The sequence below is a fragment of the Streptomyces clavifer genome (assembly GCF_036345975.1).
GTDB lineage: Bacteria > Actinomycetota > Actinomycetes > Streptomycetales > Streptomycetaceae > Streptomyces > Streptomyces clavifer.
Genome location: NZ_CP107793.1, coordinates 3177026 through 3197821, shown reverse-complemented (window position 1 = coordinate 3197821; position 20796 = coordinate 3177026). Strand labels below are relative to the sequence as shown.

At 72.5% G+C, this 20796-nt stretch carries 20 protein-coding genes; 15 read left to right on the top strand and 5 right to left on the bottom strand.

Going from position 1 to position 20796, the window contains the following annotated elements:
- Positions 1–138: 138 nt before the first annotated feature.
- Both OG927_RS13695 and OG927_RS13690 read left to right on the top strand, forming a co-directional pair.
- Positions 139–711 carry a TetR/AcrR family transcriptional regulator gene (locus OG927_RS13695; RefSeq protein WP_056799246.1) on the top strand — a complete coding sequence of 191 codons (573 nt, stop codon included), beginning with the start codon at positions 139–141 and terminating at the stop codon, positions 709–711.
- 184 nt (positions 712–895) lie between these two features.
- Positions 896–3106, top strand: coding sequence for an MMPL family transporter (locus OG927_RS13690; RefSeq protein WP_330320227.1), 2211 nt, complete (start codon positions 896–898; stop codon positions 3104–3106).
- A gap of 166 nt (positions 3107–3272) precedes the next feature.
- On the opposite strand, the gene OG927_RS13685 is transcribed toward OG927_RS13690, so the two are convergent.
- Positions 3273–3746: an SsgA family sporulation/cell division regulator gene (locus tag OG927_RS13685; RefSeq protein ID WP_330320226.1), complete on the bottom strand. Its 474-nt coding sequence runs from the start codon at positions 3744–3746 to the stop codon at positions 3273–3275.
- A gap of 181 nt (positions 3747–3927) precedes the next feature.
- On the opposite strand from OG927_RS13685, the gene OG927_RS13680 reads away from it, so the two are divergent.
- The 6 genes from OG927_RS13680 to OG927_RS13655 all read left to right on the top strand — a co-directional run bounded on the left by OG927_RS13680 (position 3928) and on the right by OG927_RS13655 (position 9234).
- Positions 3928–4980, top strand: a complete 1053-nt coding sequence (locus tag OG927_RS13680) for an energy-coupling factor ABC transporter permease (RefSeq protein ID WP_209470322.1) — start codon at positions 3928–3930, stop codon at positions 4978–4980.
- Between the two features lies 1 nt (position 4981).
- The gene (cbiQ, locus tag OG927_RS13675; protein WP_056799237.1) at positions 4982–5743 is read left to right on the top strand and encodes a cobalt ECF transporter T component CbiQ; all 762 of its coding nucleotides are present in this window, start codon (positions 4982–4984) and stop codon (positions 5741–5743) included.
- Complete coding sequence (locus OG927_RS13670) at positions 5740–6510, top strand: energy-coupling factor ABC transporter ATP-binding protein (RefSeq protein ID WP_056799234.1); 771 nt, start codon at positions 5740–5742, stop codon at positions 6508–6510. The genes cbiQ and OG927_RS13670 overlap by 4 nt, the downstream gene beginning before the upstream one ends.
- Before the next feature lie 76 nt (positions 6511–6586).
- Positions 6587–7750: a serine hydrolase domain-containing protein gene (locus tag OG927_RS13665; RefSeq protein ID WP_330321318.1), complete on the top strand. Its 1164-nt coding sequence runs from the start codon at positions 6587–6589 to the stop codon at positions 7748–7750.
- Positions 7747–8547, top strand: coding sequence for an SDR family NAD(P)-dependent oxidoreductase (locus OG927_RS13660; RefSeq protein ID WP_056799228.1), 801 nt, complete (start codon positions 7747–7749; stop codon positions 8545–8547). Before OG927_RS13665 ends, OG927_RS13660 begins: the two co-directional genes overlap by 4 nt.
- Positions 8548–8637: 90 nt before the next feature.
- Positions 8638–9234, top strand: a complete 597-nt coding sequence (locus OG927_RS13655) for a hypothetical protein (RefSeq protein ID WP_209470323.1) — start codon at positions 8638–8640, stop codon at positions 9232–9234.
- A 104-nt stretch (positions 9235–9338) separates the two neighbouring features.
- Here OG927_RS13655 and OG927_RS13650 read toward each other — a convergent pair whose 3' ends face one another.
- The 3 genes from OG927_RS13650 to OG927_RS13640 all read right to left on the bottom strand — a co-directional run bounded on the left by OG927_RS13650 (position 9339) and on the right by OG927_RS13640 (position 13517).
- A complete protein-coding gene (locus tag OG927_RS13650) occupies positions 9339–9848 on the bottom strand; it encodes a YbaK/EbsC family protein (RefSeq protein WP_330320225.1) in 510 nt (169 codons plus the stop codon).
- Between the two features lie 106 nt (positions 9849–9954).
- On the bottom strand, positions 9955–11586 hold the full coding sequence (locus tag OG927_RS13645) for a penicillin-binding transpeptidase domain-containing protein (protein ID WP_124282090.1): 1632 nt from the start codon (positions 11584–11586) through the stop codon (positions 9955–9957).
- Positions 11587–11750: 164 nt separating this feature from the next.
- Entirely contained in the window at positions 11751–13517 is a 1767-nt protein-coding gene (locus OG927_RS13640) for a dolichyl-phosphate-mannose--protein mannosyltransferase (protein WP_056799212.1), read from the bottom strand.
- 53 nt (positions 13518–13570) lie between these two features.
- On the opposite strand from OG927_RS13640, the gene rsmI reads away from it, so the two are divergent.
- The 7 genes from rsmI (at position 13571) to OG927_RS13605 (ending at position 19815) form a co-directional block, all read left to right on the top strand.
- Complete coding sequence (rsmI, locus tag OG927_RS13635; RefSeq protein WP_330320224.1) at positions 13571–14473, top strand: 16S rRNA (cytidine(1402)-2'-O)-methyltransferase; 903 nt, start codon at positions 13571–13573, stop codon at positions 14471–14473.
- A gap of 166 nt (positions 14474–14639) precedes the next feature.
- Positions 14640–15020, top strand: coding sequence for a hypothetical protein (locus OG927_RS13630; RefSeq protein WP_056799206.1), 381 nt, complete (start codon positions 14640–14642; stop codon positions 15018–15020).
- Between the two features lie 57 nt (positions 15021–15077).
- A complete protein-coding gene (locus OG927_RS13625) occupies positions 15078–15944 on the top strand; it encodes a TatD family hydrolase (protein ID WP_056799202.1) in 867 nt (288 codons plus the stop codon).
- A 106-nt stretch (positions 15945–16050) separates the two neighbouring features.
- Positions 16051–16653 (top strand): ubiquitin-like domain-containing protein, encoded by a 603-nt coding sequence (locus tag OG927_RS35995; RefSeq protein WP_408058067.1) that lies wholly within the window; start codon positions 16051–16053, stop codon positions 16651–16653.
- A gap of 9 nt (positions 16654–16662) precedes the next feature.
- Positions 16663–17535, top strand: a complete 873-nt coding sequence (gene rsmA, locus OG927_RS13615; RefSeq protein WP_056799195.1) for a 16S rRNA (adenine(1518)-N(6)/adenine(1519)-N(6))-dimethyltransferase RsmA — start codon at positions 16663–16665, stop codon at positions 17533–17535.
- Positions 17532–18431 (top strand): 4-(cytidine 5'-diphospho)-2-C-methyl-D-erythritol kinase, encoded by a 900-nt coding sequence (locus OG927_RS13610; protein WP_056799192.1) that lies wholly within the window; start codon positions 17532–17534, stop codon positions 18429–18431. Before rsmA ends, OG927_RS13610 begins: the two co-directional genes overlap by 4 nt.
- Positions 18432–18504: 73 nt before the next feature.
- Positions 18505–19815 (top strand): acyltransferase family protein, encoded by a 1311-nt coding sequence (locus OG927_RS13605; RefSeq protein WP_209470325.1) that lies wholly within the window; start codon positions 18505–18507, stop codon positions 19813–19815.
- A 196-nt stretch (positions 19816–20011) separates the two neighbouring features.
- Here the strand turns inward: OG927_RS13605 and OG927_RS13600 are convergent, their stop codons facing one another.
- Entirely contained in the window at positions 20012–20677 is a 666-nt protein-coding gene (locus OG927_RS13600; RefSeq protein ID WP_209470326.1) for a lipoprotein, read from the bottom strand.
- Between the last annotated feature and the right edge of the window lie 119 nt (positions 20678–20796).

The window sequence follows — 20796 nt, the reverse complement described above, 5'->3', positions numbered from 1 at the left end:
ATTTCGTTTCGCTGAGGGAAGGGGGTACCTTCAAAGTGTACGAAACAGTTTCGTTCGTTTAGTTGATCACCCACTTGATCGTCGAGTGGATGATCGCTGGCGTACGATCCAGCAGGCGCAAGAACAGGAGGTCGACACATGGCACGCACCCGACTCACGCCCGAACGTGAGAACGAGCTGTACACCGCTGTGCTCGACCTGCTCGGCGAGGTCGGCTACGAAGCCCTGACCATGGACGCCATTGCCGCCCGCACTCGTTCCAGCAAGGCCACCCTCTACCGCCAGTGGGGGAGCAAGCCCGAGCTGGTCGTCAAGGCGCTCCGGAACAACAAGCCGGTCCACCTTGCCGAGATCGACACCGGTTCGCTGCGCGGCGACGTCCAAGCCGTGCTCACGCGTACCGACGACTGCCAGATGGAGAAGAACTCCGCACTGCTGCGGGGTCTGAGCCATGCCGTCCACAACAACCCCGATCTGTTCCAGGCACTGCGCGAGCTGCTGATCGAGCCGGAGATGACCGGTCTCGGAGCACTGCTCCAGCGGGCCGTGGACCGGGGGGAGGTGCGTCCGGACAATCCGGCGCTCCCCTATGTACCGCACATGATGATCGGCGCCTTCGCCGCTCGGGAACTGGTCGAGGAAAGACCGGTCGACCAGGCGTTCCTCACCGCATACGTGGAAGCCGTGGTGTTCCCCGCCCTCGGCGTCTGACGTCCCCGTTTCTCGTACCACCACTCCCTGGGCACCACCACGCCCTGAGCACCACCAGTCCCTGAGCACCACCACGCCCTGAGCTCCACCATGCCCTGACGCTCCACCTGACACGCCGCTCTCGTCGTCGGGCTGGTTCCTCACGCCCTTTTCCACTCCACGACCTGACCGGGAGTACCCCTCCGTGGCCACATTCCTGTACAAAATCGGGCGGCTCACGTTCCGGCGCCGCCGCCTTGTCGCCCTCGTCTGGGTGGCGCTGCTGGCACTCGCCGGATTCGGCGCCGCGTCCGCGTCCACCGCCACCTCGAGCTCCTTCTCCATCCCCGGCACCGAGGCCCAGAAGGCCTTCGACCTGCTGGAGGAACGCTTCCCCGGAGGCAGCGCCGACGGCGCGACCGCCCGGGTCGTCTTCAAGGCCCCCGACGGGCAGAAGGTGACCGACGCCGGCAACAAGGCCGAGGTCGGCAAGATCGTGGCCGAGCTGAAGTCCGGCTCCGACCAGATCGCCTCCGTGGCCGACCCGTTCAAGGCGAACGCCGTCAGTGAGAACGGCTCGACGGCGTACATCTCCGTCTCCTACGAGGTCAGCTCGATGGAGCTCACCGACGGGACGCGGGAGGCGCTGGAGGACGCGGGCGAGGCCGCTCGGAGCAGCGGCATGACCGTGGAGATCGGCGGTGACGCGCTCCAGGTGATGCCGCACACCGGTGCCACCGAGGTCATCGGGATCGCCGTCGCCGCGGTGGTGCTGGTCATCACCTTCGGTTCGCTGATCGCCGCGGGGCTGCCGCTGCTGACCGCGCTCGTCGGCGTCGGGATCGGCGTGTCGCTGATCACGGCCCTGGCCAACGTGCTCGACCTGGGCTCCACCACCTCCACGCTCGCGATGATGATCGGGCTCGCGGTCGGTATCGACTACGCGCTCTTCATCGTCTCCCGCTACCGTGCCGAACTGGCCGAGGGCCGGGAACGCGAGGAAGCGGCCGGGCGGGCCGTGGGCACGGCCGGATCAGCGGTCGTCTTCGCCGGCCTGACCGTCGTCATCGCACTCGTCGGGCTCGCCGTCGTCAACATCCCGATGCTGACGAAGATGGGCGCCGCGGCGGCGGGCACGGTCGCGATCGCCGTCCTCATCGCGCTCACCCTCGTCCCCGCACTGCTGGGCTTCGCGGGCAAGCGGGTCATGGGGCGCAAGGCGCGCAAGGCCGCCGAGGCGGAGAACAAGCCCGACGCCAAGCCGAACATGGGCACCCGCTGGGCACGGTTCGTCCTGCGCAAGCCGGTGTGGGTGCTGCTGGCCGGAGTCATCGGCCTCGGTGTCATCGCCGTACCGGCCGCCTCGCTGGAGATGGGACTGCCGGACGACGGCTCCCAGCCGAAGAGCACCACGCAGCGCCAGGCGTACGACCTGCTGTCCGACGGCTTCGGCCCCGGGTTCAACGGTCCGCTGCTCGTCGTCGTGGACACGAAGGGCAGCGCGGACGGCAAGACCGCCGTCGACCGGGTCTCCCAGGAGATCGAGGGCATCGGCCACGTCGCGGCCGTCACCCCGGCGACCTTCAACAAGGCCGGCGACGCCGCCACCATCACGGTCATCCCCGAGGACCGGCCGAGCTCCGTCCAGACGGAGGACGTCGTCCACGCGATCCGCGACGCCGGTGCGGACGTCAGGAGCGAGACCGGTGCCGTCGTGCTGGTCACCGGTGCGACCGCGATGAACATCGACTTCTCGGAGAAGATGAACGACGCGCTGCTGCCCTACCTGGCGCTCGTCGTCGGTCTGGCCTTCCTGCTCCTGATGGTGGTCTTCCGGTCGCTGCTGGTGCCGCTGAAGGCGGCCCTCGGCTTCCTGCTCTCGGTCGTCGCGGCCCTGGGCGCGGTCGTCGCGGTCTTCCAGTGGGGCTGGCTCGGCTCGCTCTTCGGGGTCGAGCAGACCGGTCCGATCATGAGCATGATGCCGATCTTCATGGTCGGCGTGGTCTTCGGTCTCGCCATGGACTACGAGGTCTTCCTGGTCACCCGGATGCGCGAGGCGTACGTCCACGGGGAGACGCCCGGCCAGGCCGTCGTCACCGGCTTCCGGCACGGGGCCCGGGTGGTGTCGGCCGCCGCGGTGATCATGATCGCGGTCTTCGCCGGCTTCATCGGCTCCAGCGAATCGATGATCAAGATGATCGGCTTCTCGCTGGCCATCGCGGTCTTCTTCGACGCCTTCGTGGTCCGGATGGCCATCGTGCCCGCCGTGCTCGCCCTGCTCGGCGAGCGTGCCTGGTGGCTGCCGCGCCGGCTCGACCGTGTGCTGCCCAACGTGGACGTGGAGGGTGAGGGCCTGCGTGCGAACCTCGCCGACGGCGGCCCCGCGGGCGGGGAGCGAGAGCTGAGCCGCGTCTGACCCGCGGCTCGCTCCGAGCCGCACCGTCCGACCCGCGGCTCGCTCCGAGCCGCACACACTCCGGGGCCGCGTCCGAGCGGAACGCGGCCCCGGTGCGCCGGTTACCTGTGGGGACGGGGGGCCGGAGCGGCAGAGGGCCCCCGTGCACGCGGCACGGGGGCTCTCGTCATGTGCGCGTGGTGGACGCGGCGGGCGCGGGCGCCCCGGCGGGGGTCTCGCTGACGGCATCCGTCCTGGTCCGGTCTCTGCCGCCGGTCCCCGCGCCGCTCGCGGCCCGGCCGGTCCCCTTGCTGCCGCCGGTCCCCGCGCTACTGCCGAACCGGTCGTGCACGCGGCGCAGGAAGCGGATCAGCGGCGCCCTGTCGAACTGGAACACGGCCACTCCGTCCGCCGAGTGCAGCTCCAGGATCAGCTGGGCCCGGCCGCAGGGCCAGACCCGTATGTCGCCGCGGGTGACGGGGGAGCGCAGGCCCTTCTCCAGGAGGTCGCGGCCGAAGGCCCAGTCGACGCCGCCGGGGAGTCCGATCTGGACGGTCCGGGGGTCCCCGGGGTCGCACCGCAGCTCCACCGGGATCCGCCGCGGGTCGGGTCCGTCCGTGATGAGCCGGGCGCGGGCGTGTTCTCTGATCACGAGGGACATGGGCCGGCTCCTCCTGTGTGAACTTCTCTCCTCATCCAATGTCGCATATGTTCCCATTTGGGCGCGTTGAGAGAGGAAAGTAGTTGGGTCGTCTGCGCTCTTGCGAGAGGTTCGCAACAAGGCCCTATCATTGAGCGGTTGCCGACCCGCCCGCAGAAACGCCCCGAAGCGGAGCCACTCCATGCATGTACCCGACGGATTCATCAATGCACCCGTCTCCGCCGTCGCGGGAGTCGTCGCCGCGGGTGCGGTCGCGGTCAGTCTGCGGGGTGCACGGCGTGAACTGGACGAGCGCACCGCACCGCTGGCCGGCCTCGTCGCCGCCTTCGTCTTCGCCGTGCAGATGCTGAACTTCCCGGTCGCCGCCGGTACCAGCGGCCATCTCCTGGGCGGCGCTCTGGCGGCGATCCTGGTCGGGCCCTACACCGGGGTGCTCTGCATAGCCGTCGTCCTGCTGATGCAGGGGATCCTCTTCGCCGACGGCGGCCTCACCGCGCTCGGCGTGAACATCTCGGTCATGGGCGTCGTCACCGTCGTCGTCGCGTACGGCCTCTTCCGCGGGCTGACCTCCGTGCTGCCCCGCACCCGCCGCTCGACGACCGCCGCGGCCTTCGTGGCCGCGCTGGTCTCCGTCCCGGCCGCCGCCGTCGCCTTCACCCTGCTCTACGCGATCGGCGGAACCACCGACGTACCCCTCGGCAAGGTCCTCACCGCGATGGTCGGCGTCCACGTCCTGATCGGCATCGGCGAGGCCGCGATCACCGCGCTGACCGTCGGCGCCGTCCTCGCGGTCCGCCCCGACCTCGTCCACGGCTCCCGCGGACTCGCCGCCCCGCTCAAGCTCCGCGTCGACGGCGAACTCGTCGACGCCCCGGCAGCCGCTCCCGCCCCGGCCGCCCCGCGTTCCACACGGAAGGTCTGGGCGGCCGGCCTGGTCGCCGCACTCCTCCTCGCGGGCTTCGTCTCCTTCTACGCGTCGGCCGACCCCGACGGCCTGGAGAAGGTCGCCGCGGACCAGGGCATCGACGAGAAGGTCGAGGAGCACGGCGCCGCCGACTCCCCGCTCGCCGACTACGGGGTCAAGGACGTCGAGAACGCCCGGATCTCCGGCGGCCTCGCCGGGGTGATCGGTGTCGGCGTCACCGTCGTCGTCGGCAGCGGTGTCTTCTGGGCCGTGCGCCGACGGCGTACGCGCGAGGCATCCGGGACCACCACCGGAACCAGGTCCGACTGACATGGGCGCCGGCCACGCGCACAAGCTCTACCGGCACGGTCACTCCCCGGTCCACGACCTGCCGCCGCACTGCAAGCTCGTCGCGGTCCTCTGCTTCGTCGTGGTCGTCGTCTCCACGCCGCGCGAGGCCGTCTGGGCCTTCGCGCTGTACGCGGCCCTGCTCGCCGGCGTCGCCGCCACCGCCCGGATCCCCGCCGGATTCCTGCTGAAGCGGCTGGTCATCGAGGTGCCGTTCGTCGCGTTCGCGCTGCTCATGCCGTTCGTCGTACCCGGCGAACAGACCGAGCTCCTCGGCGTCCCCGTCAGCGTCCCCGGTCTCTGGGGCGCCTGGAACGTCCTCGCCAAGGGCACCCTCGGCGTGGGCGCTTCGGTCCTCCTGGCCTCCACCACCGAGCTCCGCTCCCTGCTGCTCGGCCTCCAGCGGCTCAGGCTCCCGCCGCTCCTCGTCCAGATCGCGTCGTTCATGATCCGGTACGGCGACGTGATCACCGACGAGCTGCGCCGGATGTCGATCGCCCGCCGCTCCCGCGGTTTCGAGGCGCGCGGCGTGCGGCACTGGGGCGTGCTCGCCAAGACGATGGGCGCCCTGTTCATCCGGTCCTACGAGCGCGGCGAACGCGTCCACCTCGCGATGGTCAGCCGCGGCTACACCGGCAGCATGCCCGTGATCGACGAGGTGACCGCCTCCCGCACCCAGTGGGCGTACGCGTCCGTGCTCCCCGTGCTCGCCCTCGCCGTATGTCTGCTGGGATGGACCGTATGAGCCTGCCCACCGCCCCCGCGCCGTCCCTCGAGGTCAGCGGCCTCGCCTACGCCTATCCCGACGGCCACCAGGCGCTGTTCGGCGTCGACCTGACCGTGGCCCGCGGCGAACGGGTCGCCGTCCTCGGGCCCAACGGGGCGGGCAAGACCACCCTCGTCCTGCACCTCAACGGCATCCTCGACGCGGGCGCCGGCACCGTCCGGGTCGCCGGGCTGCCGGTGGAGAAGCGCCACCTGGCCGAGATCCGGCGCCGGGTCGGCATCGTCTTCCAGGACCCCGACGACCAGCTCTTCATGCCGACCGTCCGCGAGGACGTCGCCTTCGGGCCCGCCGCGGCCGGACTCCGCGGCGCCGAACTGGAGGAGCGGGTCATGACCGCGCTCAAGCAGGTCGGCATGGAGGCGTACGCCACGCGGCCCCCGCACCACCTCTCCTTCGGCCAGCGCCGCCGCGTCGCCGTCGCCACCGTCCTCGCCATGGAGCCGGAGATCCTCGTCCTGGACGAGCCCTCCTCCAACCTGGACCCGGCCTCCCGCCGCGAACTGGCGGACATCCTGCGCTCCCTGGACGTCACGGTGCTGATGGTCACCCACGACCTGCCGTACGCGCTGGAGCTCTGCCCCCGGGCCGTGATCCTCAGCGACGGGGTGATCGCCGCCGACGACCGCACCCAGGACCTGCTCTGCGACGACGAACTGATGCGCGAACACCGGCTGGAGCTGCCCTTCGGCTTCGACCCGCGTTCCGTCGTCGTACCGCTCACGTGAACAGACCCGACCCGGCCCCCGCCCGGCCCGCGGTCCGATGCACCATGGGGGCATGAGCGGGAGCGCGGGAGCAGGCGTGGATGTACGGGGCACGGTGACACCGGGGTTCGAGGCGGTACGGGACGCCTTCGTCCGGAACTTCGAACAGCGGGGCGAGCGGGGGGCGGCCGTGACGGTCTACCGCCACGGCCGCAAGGTCGTGGACCTGTGGGCCGGCACGAGGGATGTCGACGGCACCGAGCCGTGGGCCGTCGACACCGTCCAGATCGTCCGGTCGGCGGGCAAGGGCGTCGCCGCAGCCGTACCGCTGCTGCTGCACCAGCGCGGGCAGGTGGACCTGGACGCGCCCGTCGGCACGTACTGGCCGGAGTTCAAGGCGAACGGCAAGGAACGCGTCCTCGTACGCCATCTCCTCGCCCACCGGGCCGGGCTGGCCGCCCTCGACGGCACGCTGACGCCCGAGGAGGCGGTCGACGGGACCTCCGGGCCGCGGGCGGTCGCCGCCCAACGGCCGCTGTGGGAGCCCGGCACCGACCACGGGTACCACGCCCAGACCTACAGCTGGCTCGTCGCCGAACTGGTCCGCAGGGTCACCGGACGCACCATCGGCCGCTGGATCGCCGAGGAGATCGCCCGCCCGCTCGGCCTGGACTTCTGGTTCGGTCTCCCGGCGGACGAGGCGCACCGGATCGGGCGGATCGGGCCCGTGGAAACCCCGTTGACCGAAGGCGGGGGCGGCACCCTGCGCGTGCGCCCCAAGCGCTCCGTCGTCGAGGCCTACCGCGACCCCGCCTCGCTCACCCGTCGCGCGTTCGGCGCGATCGACCCCTTCCCCGACGAGAACGACCCGGCCTACCGGGCGGCCGAACTCCCCGCCTCCAACGGCGTCGCCACCGCACGCGGCCTCGCCCGCTGCTACGCGGCGATGATCGGCGAGGTCGACGGGCACCGGCTGTTCGCTCCCGCCACGCTCACCCTGGCCCGCACCGAGGAGTCCGCCGGCCCGGACCGGGTCCTGGTCGTCAACACCCGTTTCGGCCTCGGCTACATGCTGCACGGCCCGGCCGCCCCGCTCCTGGCACCCGGTTCCTTCGGCCACCCCGGCCGCGGCGGATCCCTGGGCTTCGCCGACCCCGAAGCGGGCATCGCACTCGGCTATGTGACGAACGGTCTGCAGAAGGGAGTCACCGCCGACCCCCGTGCCCAGGCGCTCGTCAGGGCAGTACGTTCGGTCCTATGACTCCTCCTCCCTCCGCAGCACGCTTCGACGGACACGCCGCGCTCCTCACGGGCGCGGGCCAGGGCATCGGGGCCGCCACGGCCCGCAGGCTGGCCGCCGAGGGCGCGGCGGTCCTGGTCACCGACCTGGACGCCGCACGGGCCGGGAAGACGGCCGCGGAGATACGTGAGCACGGAGGCAGGGCCGACTCCCTGGCCTGCGACGTGGGCGACCGGGCGGCGGTCGACTCGGCCGTCGCGCACGCCGTCGCCGTCTTCGGCCGGCTCGACGTCCTGGTCAACAACGCCTACGCGAACCACGAGGACGCACCCCTCTTCGAGGACGAGGCGGACGAATCCTGGGACCACACCCTCGACGTCACCCTGACCGGTCCCTACCGCTGCTCCCGCGCCGCGCTGCCGCACCTGGTGGCCTCCGGCCGGGGCGCGATCGTCAACATCGGCTCGGTCAACGGCGAACAGGACTTCGGCGGCCACGCCTACAGCGCCGCCAAGGCGGGGCTGGCCAGCCTCACCCGTACGCTGGCCGGCCACGCGGGCCCGCGCGGCGTCCGGGTCAACCTCGTCGCTCCCGGCACGATCCGCACCGACGCGTGGACGGGCCGTGACGCCGACCTGGCGCGGGCGACCGCCCTCTACCCGCTGGGCCGGCTCGGCGCCCCGGACGACATCGCGTCGGCCGTGGCCTTCCTGGCCTCCTCGGACGCGTCCTGGATCACGGGGACGACGCTGCGGGTGGACGGGGGCCTGCTCGGGGTCAACGAGGGCTTCCGCAGGGCGATGCGGGGGGACGGGTGATCCCGTGGCCGCGGTGGACGCCGCGGCCACGCTCCGTTCGATGCCGGATCATGGGTGGGAGACGGGCCGACACGGACACGGGAGACGTGGATGGGCGACTTCTTCGAGCGGATCGTCGATCTGGAGGTGACCGGCGAGGAGGCCGGGCCGCTCGCCGGACGGATGGTCGACTGGATGGCCGACGCAGGGCTGATCACCCGCGAGACGACCAGGGACGCGATGTACAGCCTGTCGGTCGACGTCGGATACGTGCCCGGCCCCGGCTGGGCACGGGCGGTGGCCGACTCCTCGGACGCGTCGTGGATCCCCGGCCCCGTCGCGGTCGTTGTCGGTCGTGACCACCACGTCGGCGGCCAGGGCGAGAGCGAGGCGGACTCCGCGACCTGCCCGCGGTGCGCCACGACCACCGTGATCATCGACTACCCGGAGTCGTGGGAGGCCGACCCGGAGGCCTGGCAGCCGTTCCTGGACGGCATCGAGGACTGGAAGGAGACGGGCACCGGCGTGGCGCCCTGCCCCGCCTGCGGAGCCTCCTCCCCGGTCACCGACTGGGAGTTCGGGCCCGGATTCGCCCTCGGCGCGCTCGCCTTCGACTTCTGGGGCTGGCCGCCGCTCGGCACCCGCTTCCTGGCGGACTTCCGCAGGCGGCTGGGGCACCGCACCCAGGAGCAGTCGGGCAAGTTCTGACCGGCTCCGGCATGCGGTGCGGCAGCAGCGGACTGCGGACGGCGCAGGGGGCCTTCCAGCAGGCGCTGGGGCGGGCGGCAGGGGTGGCCGCCTCCCCGGCGGTGTCACGCCGGCTGCTCGCGCACGTCCACCAGGGTGCCGCCCGCGTGCCCGATCAGGGTCGCGGGGTCCAGCGCGAAGACGGTGTGCGGAGTGCCCGCGGCGGCCCAGACCACCGGGTGTGCCAGCAGACCGCGGTCGGCCAGCACCCGGGTCCTCGTCACGTGCCCGAAGGGCGGCACACCGCCGATCGCGTAGCCCGTGGTCTCCCTGACCGTGTCGGCCCCCGCCCGCTTCACCTTCCCGGCACCCAGCTCCTCGCGTACGCGCTCGACGTCCACCCGGGACGAGCCGTCCATCAGGACCAGGACCGGGGTGCCGTCCGCCTCGGAGATCAACGACTTGACGATCCGGCCGAGCTCGCAGCCGACGGCCGTCGCGGCCTCCGCCGCGGTGCGGGTGGCGTCCGGGAAGCGGCGTACCTCGACGTCGAGGCCCAGCTCGCGCAGGGCTGCGGCGAACCGGGGGTGCGCGTCGGAGGGAACGGCGGCGGGGGTGATGTCGGATGTGCTCATTCCCGCACGTTGGTGAACCGGGCCACGCACACGCCAGGGTGAACCGGCCGCGGCGTCCCCGGGCCGGCCCGGGGACGGGTGTTCCGCCCCCGGGCACGCAGCGGGTTCAGGAACCCGCCCGCAGCACCGACGCCACTACCGGGCCCGCCGCGTCACCGCCGTGGCCGCCGGACTGCACGACCGCCGCCGCGGCGAGGTCGTTGCTGAAGCCGGTGAACCAGCTGTTGGACGTTCCCTGCCCGTCGACCTCGGCCGAGCCCGTCTTGGCGCCCTTGTCACCGCCGACCGACGCCATGGCAGCCTTGCCGGTGCCCCAGGAGGCGGTGGCCCGCATCATGTCGTTCAGCTGCCGGGTGACGTTCTGGGACAGCGACCGCGAGGCCACGGCGAGCTGACGGCCGTCCAGCTCGCGCGGCACGATGACGGGCTGGCGGAAGGTGCCGGTGCGGGCGGTCGCCGTGATGGACGCGACGTTGAGCGCGTTCATCTGGACCGTGCCCTGGCCGATGTACTGGGCGGCGGCCTCCCCGCCGACCTCCTCGGGCACGCTGCCGTCGAAGGAGACGACGCCGGTCTTCCAGTCGAGGCCGATCCCGAAGACGTCGCGGGCCTCCTTGGCGAGCGCGGAGTCGTCGTCCACGTCGTCGATCCTCTTGATGAAGGCCGTGTTGCAGGAGCGCGCGAAGCTGGTGGTGAACGTATCGGTGGCCGGGAGCTCGAAGTGGTCCAGGTTGTGGAAGGAACGGCCCTCGTACAGCACGTCCTTCGGGCACTCGATCGGGCGGTTCGCCGCGGCCTGCCCTGTCTCGAGCAGCATCGCGGCCGTCATGATCTTGAGCGTGGAGCCGGGCGCCTGCTTGCCCTGCATCGCCGCGTTGAAGCCGGTCGCCGGGTTGTTGGCCACCGCGCGGATCGCCCCCGTGGACGGCCTCACCGCGACCACCGACGCCCCTTCGTACTGCTTGACGGCGGTCTCCGCCGCCGCCTGGACGTTCGCGTCGAGCGTGGTCTGCAGCTCGCCCGGCCGGCCCTTGACGAGCGTCAGCAGGGTGGTGTCGGGGAGCGCCGTGTCCGCGGGCTCGATCCAGGTCTCCACACCGGCCGTGCCGCCCGCCTCGGAGCCGTACTTCTCGCGCAGGGTGTCCAGGATCGGACCGAGCGACGGGTACTTCTCCTTGTCCAGCACCTTGCCGTTGCGGTCGACGGCCTGGATCGCCGCAGTGGACGACTCACCGGTCCGCAGCGTCGCACCCTCGGTCAGCTGCGGGTGGATCACCGTCGGCTGCCAGTCGACGAGTGCCTTACCCGTGGTGCGGCCGCGCACCACGGTCAGTTCGGAGGAGTACGACCAGGGCTTGCTCTTCCCGTCGTACGAGACCGTCGCCTTCACCGTGAACGGCACCTTGGCGCCGACGGCCGTGCCCGGTGTGATCACGGCTTCGGTGACGTGGGCGTCCTCGGCGTAGCCCGTGAGCAGCGGCTCCGCATCCGTCTGGTTGTCGGTGAGCAGCGCCGCCGCCGTCGCGTCGCCGGACGCCCAGGCCTTCAGGAAGCCCTTCGACGTCTCCGTTATCTCCGACGCGCTCGGTGGCCCCGTTCTCACCTCGGCGGACGCGGCCTCGGCCTCCGTACCGCCGGCACTGCCGCCCCCGACCACGCTGTACGCGCCGTAACCGATCCCGCCGGCCACCAGCACGAACACTCCGCCGACCACGGCGACCTTCGCTCCACTGCGCATCTGCGGTCCCCCTCCCCAGGAGTCCCCCTTGAACGTGTTCAAGGGGGATGTCCTCGGCACTGTACGGGACGGGGGTGACGGGTGAGGGGGTTGTTATCGGACCGCTACGCACCGGGCGAGAGCGCTCTCCTGGAGGCTCGTGCCGTTCGTGCCCGCCTGTCCGGTCACACCCAGGTGTCCAGCCACATCCGGTCCCGCCAGGCGTCCTCCGGCAGGGACGTGCCCGTGTAGATCGGCCAGAAGTAGATGAAGTTCCAGACGATCAGCAGCACCAGCACCCCCGCCGCGACCGCCCCCACCGTCCGTCGGCGCTCGCCCGCCGGATCGCCGGTGCTCAGACCCGGCTCGTGCTCGCTTCCCCGGCCGGCCGGGGGACCCAGCAGGGCGCCGATCAGCATCGTCACCGCCAGGCAGAGGAACGGTACGAACACGACCGCGTAGAACAGGAAGATCGTCCGCTCCTGGTAGAAGAACCAGGGCACCCAGCCCGCCGCCACGCCGCAGGCGATCGCGCCCGCCCGCCAGTCGCGGCGGAAGAACCAGCGCCACAGCACGTACAGCAGTGCCACGCAGCCCGCCCACCACAGCAGCGGGGTGCCGATCGCCAGCACCTCGCGGGCGCACTTGCCCGTCGCCGACGCGGTGCAGCCCGCCTCCTCCTCGTAGAAGTACGAGACGGGCCGGCCCAGCACGATCCAGCTCCACGGGTTGGACTCGTACGTGTGGCCCGAGGTCAGGCCGATGTGGAACTCGTACACCTGGTGCTCGTAGTGCCACAGGCTGCGCAGCCAGTCCGGCAGCCAGGTGAAGCTGCCGCCCTTGCCCTCGGTGGCCGCCCAGTTGCGGTAGTAGCCCTTGTCCGTGACGATCCAGCCGGTCCACGACACGAGGTACGTGCCGATCGCGACCGGCACCGTGGAGACGAACGCGGGCAGCAGGTCCCGCAGCACCACGGCGCGGTACGGCTGCCGCGCACCCGCGGTGCGCCGCGCGCCCACGTCCCAGAGCACCGCCAGCACGCCGAACGCGGCCAGGATGTAGAGCCCGTTCCACTTGGTGGCGAAGGCCAGGCCGAGCATCACGCCGGCGGCGATCCGCCAGGGGCGCAGGCCGAGGCGGAGGGTCTCGGCGACGTGGACGTCCGGGCGCAGCAGTCCCCCCTCGTCGACCGGCAGCGCGGCGGCCAGCCTGCGGCGGGCCCAGTCACGGTCGATGAGGAAGCAGCCGAAGGCGGCGAGGACGAAGAACATCAGCACCAGGTCGAGGAGCGCGGTGCGGCTCATCACGAAGTGCAGCCCGTCCACGGCCAGCAGCGTGCCCGCGAGGCAGCCGAGGAACGTGGAGCGGAAGAGCCGGCGGCCGATCCGGCACAGCATCAGCACCGAGACGGTGCCGAGCAGCGCCACCATGAAGCGCCAGCCGAACGGGGTGAAGCCGAAGATCTGCTCGCCGATGCCGATGATCCACTTGCCGACCGGCGGATGCACGACGTAGCCGGGGTCCACCGGGATGTCCACCGAGGACGGGTCCCTGAGGATCAGCTTGTCGACGTCCTTGGGCCAGGAACCCTCGTAGCCCTGGTTGATCAGGGCCCAGGCGTCCTTGGCGTAGTACGTCTCGTCGAATATCACCGCCTTCGGACTGCCGAGGTTCCAGAACCGCAGCACGCCGGCCACCAGGGCCACCAGGAGCGGCCCGCCCCACGCCGACCAGCGGACCAGGCGGTTCGCCAGGGTGGGGGGCACGGCGAGCACGTCCCAGAACTGCCGCCCGGGCAGGGTGTACGGGGGGTCCAGGCGCTCGCGCAGCCCCGTTTCCGGCCGTGGGGAATGGCCGAAGCGGCGCAGCCGCTGCTGCCAGGAAGGCAGCTGGTCGCCGGTGTGCTCCCCGGCGTCGTGGCCCTGCCGGGCTTCGGGCGCAGTACTCGTCACCGCGCCATCGTAGGGAACGCATCTGTGCGAGTGGTGCCGCCCGTGCTGGGAGGATGGCCGATGTGACTGGAACGACTGGAACGCTCGTACTCGCAGGGACCCCCATCGGCGATGTGGCGGACGCCCCGCCACGGCTCGCCGCCGAACTGGAGACGGCCGACGTGGTGGCCGCCGAGGACACCCGTCGGCTGCGCCGGCTCACCCAGGCGCTGGGCATCCACACGACGGGGCGCGTCGTCTCCTACTTCGAGGGGAACGAGTCGGCGCGTACGCCCGAACTCGTCGAGGCGCTGGTCAACGGCGCGCGCGTCCTGCTGGTCACCGACGCCGGGATGCCGTCGGTCTCCGACCCCGGCTACCGGCTCGTGGCCGCGGCCGTCGAGAAGGACATCAAGGTCACCGCCGTCCCGGGGCCGTCGGCCGTGCTGACGGCGCTCGCCCTGTCCGCGCTGCCGGTGGACCGGTTCTGCTTCGAGGGCTTCCTGCCGCGCAAGGCGGGCGAGCGGCTCGGGAAACTCCGCGAGGTCGCGGACGAGCGCCGCACGATGGTCTTCTTCGAGGCACCGCACCGGCTGGACGACACCCTGGCCGCGATGGCCGAGGTGTTCGGCGCGGACCGCAGGGCCGCCGTGTGCCGGGAGCTCACCAAGACGTACGAGGAAGTGAAGCGCGGCCCGCTGGGCGAGCTGGCCAGCTGGGCGGCCGAGGGCGTGCGCGGCGAGATCACCGTCGTCGTGGAGGGCGCCACGGACTCCGGGAACGAAGGTCTGGACGCCGAGGAGCTGGTGCGCAGGGTGCAGGTGCGCGAGGAGGCGGGGGAGCGGCGCAAGGAGGCCATCGCGGCGGTCGCCGCCGAGGCGGGTCTGCCCAAGCGCGAGGTGTTCGATGCGGTGGTCGCGGCAAAGAACGCGGCCAGGAACGGCCCTGCGGAGGGCAAGGGACCGGCCCGACGGTAAAGGGCGGGCCGCGTACCCGGCCCCCTTGGCCATGGACGGGCCAAAAGCGTTCCAACACTCGGCAGACCTGGTGCATCGCCACCGGGAAAGGCGTCCACTGGAAGGTGGAACGCACCACCCGGAGTGCTTGTCCGGAGTGCTTGTCCGGCGGACAAGAGGAGCAGGCATGAGTGAGATCGCAGCAAACACCGTTCACGAGGCGTACGCGTTCGCGTGCATGCGCTGCGGGTACGGCTGGGAACAGGCCTACGAGATAGCGCACCACGTGGACGGCGCCGGGCACGCGTACGTGGTGTACGAGGCGGACGGGGAACGCGTGCCCTCGCCCCTGTCCACACCGACCTGCACGAACTGCGGCGGGCACGTGGTCCGGATCATGCGGGCCGGCCGGGTCTCCACCGTGCAGCAGCTGCTCCAGCAGAAGAGGGCCGGGCGGCCCGAGGAGGCCGTCGAGGAGACGGCCGCACCCGCCGCCGTCCTGGCACCGGGCACCGCGCCGCGTCACTGGCAGCTGTCCGACCTGCTGCATCCCTTCCACCGGCGGTGAGGAGGGCTCCCCTCCACCGGCGGTGAGAAGGGGCCCGTGCCCTCGTAGAGTCGGGGCATGAGCCGTACCGACGCGCCGCCGCTGCCCGAACCCCTCCGGGTCCCGGTCGCCGATTCGCACACCCATCTGGACATGCAGGACGCAACCGTCGAGGAGAGCCTCGCGCGGGCGGCGGCGGTCAACGTGACCGCCGTCGTCCAGGTGGGCTGCGACGTGGAGGGTTCGCGCTGGGCCGCCGCGACCGCCGCCGCGCATCCCTCCGTCCACGCCTCCGTGGCCCTCCACCCCAACGAGGCCCCGCGCATCGTGCACGGCGACCCGGAGGGTTCGGCGCGGCAGGGGGTCCGCGAGCCGGGCGGGAGGGCGGCGCTGGACGAGGCGCTCGCCGAGATCGACGCCCTGGCCGCCCTCGACCACGTACGCGGTGTCGGGGAGACCGGGCTCGACCACTTCCGTACGGGCCCCGAGGGCGTGGCCGCCCAGGAGGAGTCCTTCCGGGCGCACATCGAGATCGCCAAGCGGCACGGCAAGGCCCTCGTCATCCACGACCGTGACGCGCACGCCGACGTGCTGCGGATCCTGGCCGACGCCGGTGCGCCGGAGCGGACGGTCTTCCACTGCTACTCCGGTGACGCGGACATGGCCCGGATCTGCGCGGCGGCCGGGTACTTCATGTCGTTCGCCGGCAACGTCACGTTCAAGAACGCCCAGCCGCTGCGGGACGCGCTGGCCGTGGCGCCGACGGAGCTCGTGCTCGTCGAGACGGACGCCCCGTTCCTCACCCCGGCCCCGTACCGCGGACGGCCGAACGCTCCCTACCTCATTCCGGTGACGCTCCGTGCGATGGCCGAGGTACGGGGGACCGACGAGGACACCCTGGCCGCCGCCGTCTACGAGAACACCGCGCGCGCATTCGATTTCTGACCCCCGCCGCCGTCACAGCGGGTGAGCACGTGACGTCCCGAGGCGACGGAAGTGTGGCTACGATGCCCGCCCAACGGGGTCGGCAGGCCGGATCTTCAGGAGCGTCGTGGGCCATGTGCAGGGCAGTCACGGGACGGTGCGCGGCAGTCGGCGTACGGGCGCCGGGGTACCGGCTGGATCGGCGCCGCGCTCCCTGCACGAGGCAGCCACGGTCGTCGCCCGGGTGAGGCGGGTCGCGCCGCCGGTGCACGACCCGACCGCGCTCGACGTCCCGCCGCCCCGGCAGGCCATCCGGCCGGCCGCCCCTGCCGCCCACCCGGCCGTGGCCCCGAGGGCCCCCGCCCGCCGGTACCGGGAAGCGGCGCGGCGCCTGCGGCGGCTCCTTCCGCAGGCACTGGTCGTCGCCTTCCTGGCCGGCGGTACCTCCGCGTTCCTGGCCCACGACAAGGCCGTGCGGGTCAGCGTCGACGGGACGTCGACCACCGTGCACACCTTCGCCGACGACGTCGGGGAGCTCCTCGACGCCGAGGGCGTCACGGTCGGCAGCCGCGACACCGTCGCCCCGGCCCCGGGCACCGGACTCGTGGACGGCGACGAGGTCGTCGTCCGGAGGGAGGCGCGGGGCGACCGGGGAACCGCGGAGACGGAGGGGCACCGGGATGCCCGGTCCGGGGCGGGCGGCGGGGCCCCGGCCCCGCGGCGGCCGTAGGCTTAACGGGTGAGCACCACTGAGCCCGACGCCCTCCTGGGCCCCGCAGACATCCGCGAGCTGGCCGCAGCGCTGGGCGTACGCCCCACGAAGCAGCGCGGTCAGAACTTCGTCATCGACGCCAACACGGTCCGCAGGATCGTACGGACCGCCGAGGTGCGGCCCGACGACGTGGTGGTCGAGGTCGGGCCCGGCCTCGGCTCGCTGACCCTGGCCCTGCTGGAGGCGGCCGACCGGGTCGTCGCCGTCGAGATCGACGACGTGCTCGCGGGCGCCCTGCCGGCCACGGTCGGCGCCCGGCTGCCGGGGCGTGCCGACCGCTTCGCCCTGGTCCACTCGGACGCGATGCTGGTGAAGGAGCTGCCCGGCCCGCCGCCCACCGCGCTGGTCGCCAACCTTCCGTACAACGTCGCCGTGCCGGTCCTGCTCACGATGCTGGAGCGCTTCCCCACCATCGAGCGGACCCTCGTGATGGTGCAGGCAGAGGTCGCCGACCGGCTGGCCGCGGGGCCGGGCAACAAGGTCTACGGGGTGCCGTCGGTCAAGGCCAACTGGTACGCGGACGTCAAGCGCGCGGGGTCCATCGGCCGCACGGTGTTCTGGCCCGCGCCGAACGTCGACTCGGGGCTGGTGTCGCTGGTGCGGCGTGCCGAGCCGATCCGGACCACCGCGAGCCGGGCCGAGGTCTTCGCCGTCGTCGACGCCGCCTTCGCCCAGCGCCGCAAGACGCTGCGCGCCGCCCTGGCGGGGTGGGCGGGCTCCGCCCCCGCCGCCGAGGCCGCCCTCGTCGCGGCGGGCATCTCGCCGCAGGCCAGGGGCGAGGCCCTGACGGTCGAGGAGTTCGCCGCCGTCGCCGAGAACAAGCCGGAGCCCTCCGCATGAGCCGCGGTGTCACCGTCCGCGTGCCCGCCAAGGTCAACGCACAGCTCGCCGTCGGTGCCCCGCGCCCCGACGGCTTCCACGACCTCGCCAACGTCTTCCTGGCCGTCGGACTGTACGACGAGGTCACCGTCACCCCCGCCGACGAGCTGCGCGTCACCTGCTCGGGCCCCGACGCCGCCCAGGTCCCGCTGGACGCCACCAACCTGGCGGCCCGCGCCGCGATCGCGCTGGCGGAGCGGCACGGCATCGCCCCCCACGTGCACATCCACATCGCCAAGGACATCCCGGTCGCGGGCGGCATGGCGGGCGGCAGCGCCGACGGTGCCGCCGCGCTGCTGGCCTGCGACGCGCTCTGGTCCACCGGTGCGACCCGCGGGGAACTGCTCGCGATCTGCGCCGAGCTGGGCAGCGACGTGCCGTTCAGCCTGGTCGGCGGGGCCGCCCTCGGTGTCGGGCGAGGCGAGCAGCTGACCACGGTCGACGTCGGCGGCACCTTCCACTGGGTCTTCGCCGTCGCCGACGGCGGGCTCTCCACCCCGGCGGTCTACGGTGAGTTCGACCGGCTCACCGCCGGTACGGACGTGCCCGAACCCGCCGCGTCCCCGGTGCTCCTGGCCGCACTGCGCAGCGGGGACACCACGGCGCTCGCGGGAGCCCTGAGCAACGGCCTGCAGGCCGCGGCGCTCTCCCTGCGCCCCTCGCTGGCCGACACCCTCGCGGCGGGCACCGCCGCGGGCGCGCAGGCCGCACTGGTCTCGGGCTCCGGGCCGACCACGGCGTTCCTGGTGGCCGACGCGGAGTCCGCGCGGAAGGTGGCCGACGCGCTGCTGACCTCGGGCACGTGCCGCACGGCCCGGGTCGCGGTGTCCCCGGCGCCGGGTGCCACGATCGTCTGACCGCCGGTACTCAGGCGGGAATTGAGTACGGTCGCTCTGCCGTCCCCGGGCGTGCGGCGCGACCGTATCCGTCATGGGATCAAGTGTTCGTGAACTGGCCGGGGCGACACCCGCCACCCGGGACCGCTACGTCGATCTGCTCCGCGTCGCCTCGCTCGCAACGGTCGTCCTCGGTCACTGGCTGATGGCCGCCGTCACGTCCGACGGGGTCGGCAACCTCCTCGCCGTCGTCCCCGGACTCCAACTGCTGACCTGGGTGCTCCAGATCATGCCGGTGTTCTTCTTCGTCGGCGGCTTCTCCCACGCCCTGTCCTACCGTTCGCTGCTCCGCAAGCGGCCCGGGGGATCAACCGACTCCGTCTACGCGGCGTTCCTGCGGGCCCGGCTGCAGCGCCTGCTGCGTCCCACCATGGTCTTCGTCCTCGTGTGGGGGGCCGCCGCGCTGATCGTCCAACTGCTCGGCGGGGGCGGCGGACTGACCGGTGTCACGCTCCGTCTGGTGACCCAGCCGCTCTGGTTCATCGGGATCTACCTGGCCATGGTCGCGTTCACCCCGCCGCTGCTGAAGCTGCACGGCCGCTACGGCTGGGGCGCGTTCGCCGCGCTCGCGGGGGCCGCCGCGGCGGTGGACGTCCTGAGGTTCGCCGCCGGGGTGCCGTACCTCGAGTTCCTCAACTTCGCGTTCGTCTGGCTCGCCGTGCACCAGCTCGGCTTCCTGCGCGCCGACGGCCGGATCCGCCGCCCCGTCCTCCTCGCGGGGGGCGGACTGGCCGCCGCGGCCGCACTGGTGGCCCTCGGCCCGTATCCGCTGTCCATGGTGGGCATGCCCGGAGAGAGGATCAGCAACATGGCGCCGCCCACCCTCGCGCTGCTCTGCCACGGCATCTGGCTCGTCGGGGCGGTGGAGCTGCTGCGCGCCCCCGGCTCCCGGCTGGTGGCCCGGCCCCGGGTCTGGCGCACGGTGGTGGCCGCCAACGGCATCGCCATGACCGCCTTCCTCTGGCACCTCACCGCGATGCTCGGCGTGTACGGGGCGATGCTCGCCCTCGACGTCCCGCTGCCCGAGCCGGCCACCGGAGCCTGGTGGGCGCAGGTCCCGGTGCGGATCGCGGTCGCCGCCGGGGTCACCGCGGCCCTGGTCGCCGTCTTCCGCACCTTCGAACGGCCCGCCCCCGCCGTCCCCGGCCGGGGCGCGGGCTCGGGGCCCGTCGCGGCCCTCGGCGTGACGCTCACCCTGCTGGGGGTGCTCGGCCTGTCCATGGTCGGGTACGGCGGACTGCTGGAGGGGCACACGGCACTGCTGATCGCCGTACGCGTCAGCGCTCCGGCGGCTGTGGTGATGGTGCTGGGCGGCTGGCTGCTCGTCGAGCGCGCCGGGCGGTAGCCGGCGGCCCGGCGCGGTCATGGGCCGTAGCCGTACCGGCAGGCGGCGATGCGGACCTCGTCCTCGACGAACCTTGCAGACGAGGCGGCGCTTCTCGGTGAGCGGCCGGACCAGAATCCCTGGAAGCCGTGCTTCAGGGGGTCCGGCTTGCCGATGCTGTACGGGTGCGGTGAGGGGCGCGACCCGTGCGGGTCCGTCAGCCCAGCTTCAGGCTCTTCCTCGCCAGCTCGTACGCCGGGAGCATCTCCTCGTGCTCCGTGGAGTCCAGCCCGCCCAGGTGCACCACGACGGGTCCGTCCGGGGTGGCGACCGCGAAGGCCCGCTCCGGTTTGTCCTCGTCCATCAGCTCGGAGTGCACCGTGTAGGTGACCTCCGAGGCCGCCACTTGTCCCGCCCCGGTCTCCTCGTAGGAAGCCCCGGCCGCATTCGGGTCGCCGGCCAGGAAGTCCTCCAGCGCGGCGCGCGGGGCGGTGCCGGCACCCTTGCCCTGCCAGACCCGGAGGTAGCCGATGTTCCCGGCCGGCTTGGCGTCGATCTCGCACACCATCGTGGCCGAGCCCTGCTCGGCCAGTGCGGCCAGATCGGAACCGGGCTCGACCTCGACGGCCTGCGGCTTCCAGCCCGCCGCGAGATCGAAGGAGACCGGCAGTTCGCAGGCCGAACCGGGACCACCCAGCGAGCCGCCCTTCTCCGCAGCCTCCGCGGGGGCGCTCTCCGCCGCCTCCGTGCCCTCCGCGGGGGCACTGTCCCCGTTCTTGCCCGTGCCGGCGTCCGTACCGCTGCCGGACGGCGACGAACAGCCCACCAGCAGCGCCGCCGCCAGGACCGCCGGTATCAAGGTCCGCATCGTCTCGCGCTTCATGAAGTCCCCACCCCAGAGATGTTCCGCACCGCTCCGACCTGGGGTTATTCCCCATGATCGATCGCCGTACGCTATCGCACCTCCCACGGCGACTACTCTGGGACGTCGAGCGGTCCCCG

Coding starts and splice junctions, on each gene's coding strand:
- OG927_RS13695 (WP_056799246.1), top strand. CDS start 139: ATGGCACGCACCCGACTCACGCCCGAACGTGAGAACGAGCTGTACACC.
- OG927_RS13685 (WP_330320226.1), bottom strand. CDS start 3,746: ATGTCCCTCGTGATCAGAGAACACGCCCGCGCCCGGCTCATCACGGAC.
- OG927_RS13680 (WP_209470322.1), top strand. CDS start 3,928: ATGCATGTACCCGACGGATTCATCAATGCACCCGTCTCCGCCGTCGCG.
- cbiQ (WP_056799237.1), top strand. CDS start 4,982: ATGGGCGCCGGCCACGCGCACAAGCTCTACCGGCACGGTCACTCCCCG.
- OG927_RS13670 (WP_056799234.1), top strand. CDS start 5,740: ATGAGCCTGCCCACCGCCCCCGCGCCGTCCCTCGAGGTCAGCGGCCTC.
- OG927_RS13660 (WP_056799228.1), top strand. CDS start 7,747: ATGACTCCTCCTCCCTCCGCAGCACGCTTCGACGGACACGCCGCGCTC.
- OG927_RS13655 (WP_209470323.1), top strand. CDS start 8,638: ATGGGCGACTTCTTCGAGCGGATCGTCGATCTGGAGGTGACCGGCGAG.
- OG927_RS13650 (WP_330320225.1), bottom strand. CDS start 9,848: ATGAGCACATCCGACATCACCCCCGCCGCCGTTCCCTCCGACGCGCAC.
- OG927_RS13645 (WP_124282090.1), bottom strand. CDS start 11,586: ATGCGCAGTGGAGCGAAGGTCGCCGTGGTCGGCGGAGTGTTCGTGCTG.
- rsmI (WP_330320224.1), top strand. CDS start 13,571: ATGGCCGATGTGACTGGAACGACTGGAACGCTCGTACTCGCAGGGACC.
- OG927_RS13630 (WP_056799206.1), top strand. CDS start 14,640: ATGAGTGAGATCGCAGCAAACACCGTTCACGAGGCGTACGCGTTCGCG.
- OG927_RS13625 (WP_056799202.1), top strand. CDS start 15,078: ATGAGCCGTACCGACGCGCCGCCGCTGCCCGAACCCCTCCGGGTCCCG.
- OG927_RS13610 (WP_056799192.1), top strand. CDS start 17,532: ATGAGCCGCGGTGTCACCGTCCGCGTGCCCGCCAAGGTCAACGCACAG.
- OG927_RS13605 (WP_209470325.1), top strand. CDS start 18,505: ATGGGATCAAGTGTTCGTGAACTGGCCGGGGCGACACCCGCCACCCGG.
- OG927_RS13600 (WP_209470326.1), bottom strand. CDS start 20,677: ATGAAGCGCGAGACGATGCGGACCTTGATACCGGCGGTCCTGGCGGCG.